Consider the following 10359-nt stretch of genomic DNA (forward strand, 5'->3'; position numbering starts at 1 on the left):
CGTTCAGCGCATCAAGCAGCGTGCTCATGCCGGCGCCTCACTGCGGTTGCAGGTTGATCGACTTGGCGATGGCGCGGTAGCGCGTGGTCTCGGCCTCGAAGAACCTGGTCGATTCGGCCAGCGACATCGGTGCAGACGCCACCTGCGTCTGCGCTGCCAGTTGCGAGCGCACACCAGGATCCTTCAAGGTCGCGCCGATGGCCTTGTGCAGGCGTTCCACCACGTTCTCCGGCGTGTTCTTCGGCACCATGAGGCCGCTCCAGATCTTGTACGAGAAGTTCTTCAGCTCCTTGCCTTCGCTGACGGCCGGAACGTTCGGCAGCAGCTCGGAACGCTGCGCGCCGAGCTGGCCTATCACCTTGAGCCGGCCCTGCTCGGCCAGCGCGCCCATGCCGGCGCTGTACACCAGCACGGCAAAGTCGACCTGCCCGCCGCCTATGTCCTGCAACAGCGGCGCATTGCCCTTGTAGGGCGCGTGCGTCAGCTTGATGCCGGCGACTTGCTGCACGTTCTCCAGGATCAGGTGGTAGAGCGAGCCGAGGCCCACGCTGCCGTAGCTCAGCGGCCTGTCGCCCGATTTGCGCGCCAGCGCGATCAATTCATCGACATTGCTGACCGGCAAGTCCTTGCGCACGACGAACACCATCACCGCATCGGCCACCGGATGCACGAGGCGGAAGTCCTCGGCCTTGAATTTGACGGCCGCGTTGGCCAGCGCCGACAGGATCACCTCGTTGGGCGAGCCCTGGAACAGGTAGTAGCCGTCAGCGGGCGCCACCAGCACCTTTTGCGCGGCCAGCGCGCCGCTGACGCCGCCCAGGTTTTCCACGATGACCGGCTGGCCCAGCTCCTTGCCCAGCGGCACGGTGAAGATGCGCGCAATCGAATCGGACGGGCCGCCCGCCGGGTAGGGCACCATCAGGTTGACCTGCTTGCTCGGGTAGGTCTGGGCGAGGGCGCCGCCGGTGGCCAGCAACAGGCCTGCCAGCAGGGCGCTGAATGTCTTGAATGCGTTCATGGGATGTCTCCTTGGAATGAGTGCACGAGGGATGCACTTCAGGGATGCTAGGCACCATGAATTGATGTGTCCAATGCATTATTTTTGTGATTACTATTCATATTACTCATTCAATGCGCCTGAACCATGAACCTGCGACACCTGGAACACCTGCTGGCCGTGGCCGACACCGGCTCTTTCAGCCGCGCCGCCGAGCAACAGCACCTGACGCAGTCGGCCCTGAGCCGCAGCATCCAGACCCTGGAAGACGACCTGGGCGCGCGCCTGATCGACCGCACGGGCAAGCGCAACGAGCTCACGCCGCTGGGCCAGGCCGTGGCGGTGCGCGCCCGGCGCATGGTGTCCGAGGCGACCGAGCTGCGCCGCAGTGCGGAGCTGCTCAAGCAGGGCGACCTGGGCGCCATCCGCCTCGGCCTGGGTTCGGGGCCGGGCGCGATGCTGATGACACCGTTTCTGGTCCACATGGCCCGGCACCATCCGGGCGTGCAGGTCAGCGTATCGCCGGGCGCAACCGAGTTGCAGCTGATGCAGCTGCGCCAGCGCACGCTGGACGCGCTGGTGATAGACGTTCGCCGCATCGCGCCGGCACCCGACCTGGCCATCGGGTATCTGACCGAACTGCGCGCCGGCTTTGTCTGCCGCAGCGGCCACCCCTTGCTGCAGACCGGCAGGCCGGTGTCTTTTGACGAGATGCTGCGCTACCCGCTGGCCTCGACGCCGCTGAGCGCGGAAGTGGCGCATAGGCTGGTCAAACTCTTCGGGCCGCGGGCCGACCCGCAGCAGGCCGTGAGCCTGCGTTGCGACGACATCACGAGCCTGATCGAAACCGTCAAGGCCTCGGACGCGATCTACCAGGGCATCCTGGCGGCCGCACGCGCCGGCATCGAGGCGGGACAGCTCGCCGAACTGGTGACCGAGCCGCCGCTGGCCTTTGGCGCGCGCTTTGCGTTTGTCACGCTGGCCGGACGCACCGAGGCGCCGTCGATGGGCCTGTTCCGCCAGTTTGTGGCCGAGCGGCTGCGCGACTGAGGCGCCGAGGCGGGCCCGGCGACTGGCGGGAGTCACACTCACATCGCTATCAAAATAATAGCTGTAGGCGCATACCCTTATTGGGCTATAGGTACATTTTATTCATGAACCCTTGAAAACGGCGTCTTCGGACGCGTTTTGGGGATGCCGCCATGCACGGCGGGCGCCTAGAACCCGCTTTCGCGAATCGCCACCGCCGCCACCCGGCCCAGCACGGTGGGCAGCCAGGCGCGGCCTTCGCCCGAAATCACCACCTTGGCCAGCATCATCTGCTGGCCGCGGGGCGCTTCGTCGAGCGCGATTTTGACCCGGTACAGCGCGTCCCGGGGCGCGCGCTCGACGCGGCGCTCGCCCAGCCGCTCATCGCCCGCCGGCCGCAGCGTGGCGATCGGGCCGCCGCTGTTGGCGTCCAGCATGCCGTGCGGCAGCATCGCGGTGCGCGCCGCATCGACCTCGACCACGCGGCCGCGCAGGCTTTCGAGCGAGCGCAGCTCGATGTAGACGCGGGCATGGTCACCGACGCGCACCCGGGCAATGTCTTCCTCGGCCACAAAGGTGTCCACCGTCCAGTGCGCGGGGTCGACCACGATGGCCAGCGGCTGGCGCGGCTGGACCCAGACGCCGGCCGTCAGCTGCGGGTCCAGGTCACTGAGCACGCCGGCAAAGGGCGCGGCCAGCAGCATGCGCGACTGTTCGCCCTCGAACAGGCTGGCCTCGGCCATGAACTTGTCCTGCTGCCCCTGCACCTGGGAGCGCCGCTCCTCGCCGCCGGGCAGGCCGCTCAGGCCCAGCAGCTCCTTGGCCCTGGCATCGGCCAGGCCGGTGGCGCGCTGCGCCGACAGCTTCAGGTCGGGGGATTCGAGCGTGAACAGCGCCTGGCCCTGTTTGACGGCGCCCGGCGCGGGCAATGCGGTCAATTTGCCGGCCAGCGGCGAGTAAATCAGCTGCTGGCGCTCGGGGTGAACCCAGCCCGGCCCGCGCACACCGGTGCGCCAGGGCAGCAGCGCGGCCAGCAGAAAAAGTGCCAGCAGCACCCAGGCCATGCGCTTGCGGCTCAGCCTGATTTCCGCTTTTCGGGCATACCAGACCTTGAGTTCGGTCGCCACCGGCCGCCAGATGAACCAGACCAGCTCCACCGCCATCAGGAAAATCCCCAGCACCTTGAAGGCAAAGTGGTAGACCAGCAAGGCAATGCCCAGAAAAATCGTCAGCCGGTAGAGCCAGGTGATGAGCGCAAAGGTGATCAGCAGGGCATTGCCATGGCCGGGCGTGCGCTCGGACCAGGCGTCGTCAAAACCCAGCAGGCGGCGGCGCAGCCAGGTGCGGGCCAGCGCGCCGCTGCGCTCGTGCAGGTTGGGAAAATCGAGCAGGTCGGTCAGGATGAAATAGCCGTCAAAGCGCATGAACGGGCTGGCGTTGACCAGCAGCGTCAGCACCCAGCTGGTGGTGGCCAAAAAAAACAGGGCGTTTTTTACCGCGCCATCGGGCGCCAGGCTCCAGGCCAGGGTGGCCAGGCCGGCCAGGGCCAGCTCGGTCAGGATGCCGGCGCTGGCAATCGCCAGCCGCTGGCGCGGCCGGGTCAGCTTCCAGCTTTCGCTGGTGTCGGTGTACAGCATGGGAAACAGCACCAGCATCGCCACCCCCATATGCGCCACCCGCACGCCATAACGCGTGGCGGTGATGGCGTGGCCCATTTCATGCACGGTCTTGGCAAACACCAGCGCCACCGCATAGCCCAGCACGCCCGACCAGGTCAGGTGATCGACCACGGTGCTGGCGAAGGTTTCCCATTGCCGCGCCGCCAGAAACAGGCCGGCCAGGCTCAGGGCCAGCACGGCCAGCGCGGTGCCGCGGGTGAAAATCCAGTTCAGGTAAGGCAGCAGTTTTGCCAGCCACCGCTGCGGCCGGATCAGCGGTACCCGAAAAAACAGGTAGTTGTGCAGCAACCACTCGTAGGGGTTTTTCCTGAGCTGGGCCGCGCGCTGGCGGATCCGGTCCACGGCCCTGGGGCTGTCGGCGCGCAACAGGCTGTGCTGCTCCAGAAACGCGATCAGGGCCTGTATGTCGGCCTCGTCAACGGTCAGCGTGGTTTCTGCGCAGACCGACTCGGCTATCGCCGGGGCCGAGCCCAGGCTCCAGCGCAGCAAGACCTCGAAATCGAGCCAGCCAATCCGGAAGAAGCGGTTGTTGACCGGATCCTGCACCATCCAGGCCGGCGAGCCGTCGTGGTTGGCGGCGGCGGGCAACAGGCGCAGCTCTTCCCGCAAGGCCGGCAGCGCCAGCTGCTGCGGCTGCTGCGGCTGCGGCCCGGCCAGCGTGACGGTGGTCACAGGCCGGTCCACTCCCGCACGGCGGCGATCGGCCGGCGGAACAGGTAGTAGCCCAGCACGGCCCAGTCGCCCGACACCCTGGCCGTGCCGCGCAGGCCGATGCGGGCCTTGTCGGCGCCCGCTTCAAACTGGCCGCGCAGCCGGTAGGCCGACACGCCATCGGGGCTTTGCACCGCCTGGTAGCTGGTCTGCAGCAGCGTGGCCGGCAGCGGGCTCAGGGGTTTGGTGTGCAGAAACAGGCGTATCGGCGCGCCCGGCTCCAGGTTGAGGGCGTCGGCCACCGGCAGCCAGACCAGCACCCCGGCATCGCGCGGGTCGGCCAGCTGCATCACCCGCTCCCCGGTTTGCACCGGCCGGCCCAGCCAGTCATTGGGGTCGCCAAACACGGCAATGCCGTCGCGCTCGGCCTTCACGGCGACGCGGTCCAGCGTGGTTTCGACGAGCGCGAGTTCGGCTTCTTTTTCACGCACCCGGCCGGCCGCCGCCGCCAGTTCGCCCTTGCTTTTCAGGTCATCAAAGGCCCGCTGTTCGGCCACCAGCAGGTCGGCGCGGGCAATCGTCACGCCGCGCAGGGCCACTTCGCGGCGGCTGGCCAGGGCGCTATCGTCGAGCGAAAACAGCTTGTCGCCGGCCTTGACGGTGGCATTGGGCTGCACATGGAAAGCGCTGATGACGCCATCCTGCGGCGAGGCCACCGCCATGGCCGTCAGCGCGATGACCTCGGCCGGCGCCAGCGCCGACAGGCGAACCGGAATCAGCATGGCGAGCAGCGCGCCAATGGCCAGCCATTTGGCGAACCGGCCCTGAAACACCGAACCCAGGGCCGCCCCCAGCCGCCGCGGCCCACGGCTTAGCGCGTCAAGGCAGTAGCCGTAGCTCTGGTGTGCCCGGTCGAGCAGGGCGATTTCGGTGTCATGCCAGGGTGTCTCGCGGGCATACAGCACCAAACCCACTGGCTGGCCGGACGGATCAAACAGCGTGGCCACCAGCAGGTGTTCGGGCAGCCATTCCTCCCAGCCGTCCACAAAGTCGGGCGCTGCCTGGCCGAAGTCGTATTTCTCGCAGCCGGGCAGCGCCGGGAATGACTGCGCAAAGCGGCCCAGCCAGACTGCATAAGGAGAGTCCTCGGCCACGCTGACCAGGCCGGAGGCGGTAGCCAGCTTCAGTTTGCCATTGGCCGGGCAGGTAAAAAAGGCGGCCTGGCGGTAGTGCACCAGCGTCAGGGTTTCATTGACGACCGTGAAACCGAGTGCGGCAGGCGTGGCGGCGGCCAGCGCGCGCTGTTCCAGATGGAGCAATGCGGCCAGGGCCGCCGTCCCCGCCGTCTCAAGATGATTGCTCATGGTTGGAAGAGGTAGCCGTTAGGGATTCGACCGGCCAGGCCGGCGGCGCCGGCGACCTGCGAATCAAGGCCGCATCATAAATCAGCGCAGCGAACTGAGGCTGGCCACCCCGCTCATGCCGGGCAACAGGTCTTTATAGTCCTTGTCCACGGCGGCTTCGATTTCTATGGTCTGGCTGACCGGATCCACCCGGCTATTGACCGCCAGAATACGCGCCGGATAGGTCTTGCCGGTTTCATCGATGGCGATGTCAAAGACGGTGCCGGTCTTGACCTTGCCGATCACGCGTGAGGGCGCATTGAGCTTGAGCCGCAGCGGCCCGCTTTTGACCAGGTCCACCATCGGCTGGCCCGGCGTGACGCTCATGTGGCTTCGCACATGCACCTTGGCCACGCGCCCGGCCCAAGGGGCCTTGAGGGTGCACTGGGCGACCTGGGCTTTTTGCAGCTCGACCTGGCCGCGCGCCTTGGCGGCTGCGCTGGCGGCCAGCGCAACCTCGACATCGCTGGCCTGCTCCAGGCCTTGCATGCGTATCTTGGCCTCATGCGTTTCCACGGCCCCCGAGAGCTCGGCGTTGGCCATGCGCAACCGGGCGACCGGCTCTTCACAGTCAAAGCTGACCAGCGTCTGGCCCGCGCCAAAGGACACGCCGATCGACACGTAAAGCATCTTGATGCGGGCCGTGACCGGGCTGGACAAGGTGGTTTCCCGGTCCGCCACCAGCAGGACGCGAACCGAGTCGGCTGGCGAAGCAGGGGCGTCGGCCGGCCGAGCTGACGTGACCGCGCCGGCGACTGCGGGGCGCGCCGCAGGTGCTGGTGTTTGCGCATGGGTGGCCGCGGCGCCCAGAATCATCAAACCCGTCAATCCAGCCAAAATCCGTCGTTGCGTTCCCGTCATTGCTGAGCCTCTTTCGCCATGTCGGCCAGCCAGCCGCGCATCTGCGGCAGCTTCGCGGTGACGGCGGCCGTCAGCGTGGCTTCGTAAACGGTGTTGCGCGCATTGGCCGGCAGCATGCTGGCATGCTGTGCCTCGCCCTTGACCTTGCCTTTCGCATCCGCAAGGACGATGGACCAGCTGGCTTTCTCAAGGCCATCCCTGGGTTCGCGCTGCAGCGTGAAGGTCACCGGCACGCCATTCACCGCATCCACCGCGACCTGGTTGCGGTCCAGCAATTCATTGATCTGCGCCTTCATGCGCACCTGCATCACCGGGTCGCTGACACCGACCAGTTGCACCGACACCGCAGGCGCGTGACCAAACAGGTTGGACGTCATTTTCAGTGTGTCCTGCTCGGTGGCTTTCAGGTGGCTGCGGACACGCTCGGTCAGCGTGGGAATATCGTTGCCGTCAAAATCATCGGGCAAGGGGTCAAAGCCGAGCGTGTTGTACAGGCGGCCAAACGCGATCTGGGCGCCGGCATAGGTGTTGGCACGCTGGTAACTGCCAAGCACAGCGCGCGCCTGGGTGCGTATGGCTTCGAGTTCGCTGTCGAGTCTGGCGGTGACCGAGGCGCGGGTGTAGTCGGCCATGCGCTTGTCAACCTGGGCGGCGTTGTCCGCCAGCTTGAAGTCTTCCACGGCAAGGCGATAGCGCTCCACGCCCACGCGCAGCTGCGTCATGACAGCCATCGACAAGGCCATGCGCCTGGCTTCGTCGGTCTTGGCCTGCTGCTCCTGGGTGTTTTTCAGGGTCGGCAATGCGAGCAGATGCAGCAGGTTCCAGGAGATACGAATACCGCCCTGCGACCAGCTGTTGTTGTACAGCAGCTTGTTGGAGTCGTACTGCACGCCGGCATCAAAGCTGATGCCAGGCAACATGCTCAGCAGCTGCTTGCGGGTCTCATCGGCCGAGATGCGTTTTTTAAAGTCTTCTTCACGCAGTTCAGGGCGCTGCAGCAGGGCCAGCTCTTCGAGCTTGCGCACATCGTTGGGCGGCGCCGGCAGCCTGGCCTCGACGGCCTCGGCCACCACAAAGTTGACGCCAGGCTCGACATTCATCAGCGCGGCCAGCTCGCGACTGGCAAATTCAAGGTCCTGGCGCCGCTGGTTCAGGAAAGAAATTGCGTCGAGCAGCGCACGTTGATAGTTCAAGGCCTGCACCGGCGAAATCACACGCTGGGTTTCGGCCTCACGCGACCGGGCCAGCGCCAGTTTGGCGCGCTCCAGGATGTCTTTCGTCTGGGCTGCCAGTCGCTGCGCCCCCAACGCTCGCCAGTACGCCGCACGCACGTCCTGCACCATGTTCTGCACGACTTTGCGCCGACGCTCCTCGGCGATCAAAAACTGGTCTGCCTGCTGGCGCGCCCGGTAATACGAGACGCCAAAATCCAGCAAATTCCATGAAAACTCCGCGCCAGCCAGTGTGTGGCTGCGCTCTTCGGAGGTCGAGGGCCGAAGGGACTGAATGCCGTCCTCGATACCAATGCTGGTTCCGCCGGAGTCGTTGTTCCGGGTGCGGTAGCCCGCCGTTGCCAGCAGCTTGGGCAGCATGTCGTAGCTCGAATAATCGGTCAGGCCCAGCGCCAATGCTGACTCCATCTTTTTAAGACGGTAGTCAAGGTTGTATTTGAGGGTTCGGGCAATCGCCTCTTCCAGGGTGACGGGGCCCGATATCGGCGTCTGGTTCAGGTACATGCGGTCGGTGTCAGCCTTGACACGGTCGCGCACCTCGTCCTGGCTTGCCAATTTCGGCGTGACGGTGCAACCGGCCAGCACCAAAGCCGCAGTCAGCAGTGCCAGCCGGGGCAAGGCAGCTTTGAGATTCTTGATTCTTTTGTTCAGCATGTTCATGGTAATTTGTAGCTCAATGGGTTCTGGCTCGTACTCATTCAAATATGGTCATGAGTTCAACGTTGAACCCGGGTAGTTCCTTTGGCCGCAACTTCCGTGCGCGCCACACGCGGCCGGAAGTCTGTTGCGCTGCGTCGCAACTGGGCCCCAAAGCCTTCCGCAGCGCGACGCTGAGGCTGGCCTACTGATGAGTCGTCGGAAGACGATGGCGTTTTGCCGACTTCGACATTTTTAGCCTCTTTCGCAGATTCGGCAAGCGATCTCGTTCCTGTCTGTGCCGCCTTCGACTTCTGGGAATCTGCTTCTTTTTCTGCGGGAGTCGGCTCTACCATAGGCGCACCGATTGCAAAGGGGTCAAGCAAGGTGCTGACGCCCGAAGCAGCGGAGTTGACGCTTTCCACGCGCAGACCACGCGCCAATGACTCCAGTTGCGAGGCACGCACCGAGTCCTGAACGAACAGGCCGTGCTCCGTCCCCAAGGCCTGGTGCCTCACGGCATGCTGCACGTAGAGGTTGTTCGATGCCCGGACCACATTGTCCCGGTCGCCACCGAGGCCTCGGGAACCGATCTGGTTGCCTTCTGCAAAATCCAGATCGGGCCGCTGACGACCGGTCAGCTCTGCCATCGTCACGCTGTCAGCCTGGAAGACTCCCAACCCGGAGCGCAGTTCCATCTCGCTGCGAGCGTCATTGATGCTGAACAGCACATGCAGCGCCGGGTCAGCCACCGTCGTGAAGCCGGGAAGGGTTTCCGGCGGCCTGCCAATCGGGACGTTGTCGTTGCCGGCAATCAGCGGCTCATCAGCACGGCCGACATTGACCGTCAGCGTCGCCGTGGCGCTGCCGCCCTGGCCGTCGCTGATGCTGTAGCTGATCAGCACCGCTCCGCTGACGTTCAGCGCGGGCGTGAAGGCCAGCGTGCCGTCGGGGTTGACGCTGACCGTGCCCAGCGCCGGGTTGTTCAGCGCGGCGCCCGTCACCGTCAGCGGGTTGCCTTCGGTATCGGTGTCGTTGGCCAGCACGGCGATGCTGGCAATCGGGGTGTTGATCGGGGTGCTGGCCAGGTCGTCGTTGGCCACTGGCGCGTCGTTGACCGGCACCACCGTCAGGCTGACCGTGGCCGTGGCGCTGCCGCCGTTGCCGTCGATGAGGGTGTAGGTGAAGCTGGCCGGCCCGCTGTAGTTGGCGTTCGGGGTGAACACCACGTTGCCGCCCACCAGGCTGACCGTGCCGTTGACGGCGCCCTGCACGCTGGCAATCGTCAGCGGGTCGCCGTCGGCGTCGCTGTCGTTGACCAGCAGGCTGGCCGGGGCGATCGTGACGGGCGTGTCCTCGTTGAGCGGCGCCAGCGTGTCATCGAGCGCCAGCGGCGCGTCGTTGACCGGCGTGACGTTGATCGTCACGCTGTTGGGCAGCGCGTCAAAGGCGCCGGCCGAGTCCTGCACGCTGAAGCTGAAGCTGGCGTAGCCGTTGCCGTTGCCGTTCAGGGCCGGCGCAAAGCTCAGCAGCCCGGCGGCGATGTCGCCTGCGCTGATCACCTGGCCCGCCGTCACCGGCACGCCGCCCAGCAGCAAGCTGCCGCTGGCCGGCAGGCTGTCGATGCGCACGCTGGCCAGGCTCTGGCCCACATCGGCGTCGCTGAAGGCGAAGTCGGCCGTTCCCAGCGTGACCGGGGTGTCTTCGGCCGTGCTCACGGTCTTGTCCGCACTGTCGGGCGCGTTGTTGGCGCCGACATTGACCGTCAGCGTCGCCGTGGCGCTGCCGCCCTGGCCGTCGCTGATGCTGTAGCTGATCAGCACCGCTCCGCTGACGTTCAGCGCGGGCGTGAAGGCCAGCGTGCCGTCGGG

7 protein-coding genes are annotated in these 10359 nt (G+C 65.9%); 1 reads left to right on the forward strand and 6 read right to left on the reverse strand.

Annotated elements, in window-relative coordinates; all coding sequences use genetic code 11:
• Window positions 1-37: 37 nt before the first annotated feature.
• Complete coding sequence (locus tag RMO23_RS13405; protein WP_309682363.1) at window positions 38-1018, reverse strand: tripartite tricarboxylate transporter substrate binding protein; 981 nt, start codon at window positions 1016-1018, stop codon at window positions 38-40.
• 126 nt (window positions 1019-1144) lie between these two features.
• On the opposite strand from RMO23_RS13405, the gene RMO23_RS13410 reads away from it, so the two are divergent.
• The gene (locus RMO23_RS13410; protein WP_309682367.1) at window positions 1145-2047 is read left to right on the forward strand and encodes a LysR family transcriptional regulator; all 903 of its coding nucleotides are present in this window, start codon (window positions 1145-1147) and stop codon (window positions 2045-2047) included.
• A gap of 167 nt (window positions 2048-2214) precedes the next feature.
• Here RMO23_RS13410 and RMO23_RS13415 read toward each other — a convergent pair whose 3' ends face one another.
• From RMO23_RS13415 to RMO23_RS13435, 5 genes are all read right to left on the reverse strand, one after another.
• Window positions 2215-4377, reverse strand: coding sequence for an HlyD family efflux transporter periplasmic adaptor subunit (locus RMO23_RS13415; protein WP_309682370.1), 2163 nt, complete (start codon window positions 4375-4377; stop codon window positions 2215-2217).
• Entirely contained in the window at window positions 4374-5720 is a 1347-nt protein-coding gene (locus RMO23_RS13420; protein WP_309682373.1) for an HlyD family efflux transporter periplasmic adaptor subunit, read from the reverse strand. Before RMO23_RS13420 ends, RMO23_RS13415 begins: the two co-directional genes overlap by 4 nt.
• An 81-nt stretch (window positions 5721-5801) precedes the next feature.
• Window positions 5802-6620 (reverse strand): HlyD family efflux transporter periplasmic adaptor subunit, encoded by an 819-nt coding sequence (locus RMO23_RS13425; RefSeq protein WP_309682376.1) that lies wholly within the window; start codon window positions 6618-6620, stop codon window positions 5802-5804.
• A complete protein-coding gene (locus tag RMO23_RS13430; protein WP_309682379.1) occupies window positions 6617-8506 on the reverse strand; it encodes a TolC family protein in 1890 nt (629 codons plus the stop codon). Before RMO23_RS13430 ends, RMO23_RS13425 begins: the two co-directional genes overlap by 4 nt.
• A 62-nt stretch (window positions 8507-8568) precedes the next feature.
• The coding region (locus RMO23_RS13435) for a tandem-95 repeat protein (RefSeq protein WP_309682382.1) at window positions 8569-10359 on the reverse strand (1791 nt) is incomplete at its 5' end.

It is taken from the genome of Polaromonas sp. (assembly GCF_031411155.1).
GTDB lineage: Bacteria > Pseudomonadota > Gammaproteobacteria > Burkholderiales > Burkholderiaceae_C > Polaromonas.

Bases quoted from the DNA above. Each gene is read 5' to 3' on its own strand.
- RMO23_RS13405 (WP_309682363.1), bottom strand. From the start codon at position 1,018: ATGAACGCATTCAAGACATTCAGCGCCCTGCTGGCAGGCCTGTTGCTG.
- RMO23_RS13410 (WP_309682367.1), top strand. From the start codon at position 1,145: ATGAACCTGCGACACCTGGAACACCTGCTGGCCGTGGCCGACACCGGC.
- RMO23_RS13420 (WP_309682373.1), bottom strand. From the start codon at position 5,720: ATGAGCAATCATCTTGAGACGGCGGGGACGGCGGCCCTGGCCGCATTG.
- RMO23_RS13425 (WP_309682376.1), bottom strand. From the start codon at position 6,620: ATGACGGGAACGCAACGACGGATTTTGGCTGGATTGACGGGTTTGATG.
- RMO23_RS13430 (WP_309682379.1), bottom strand. From the start codon at position 8,506: ATGCTGAACAAAAGAATCAAGAATCTCAAAGCTGCCTTGCCCCGGCTG.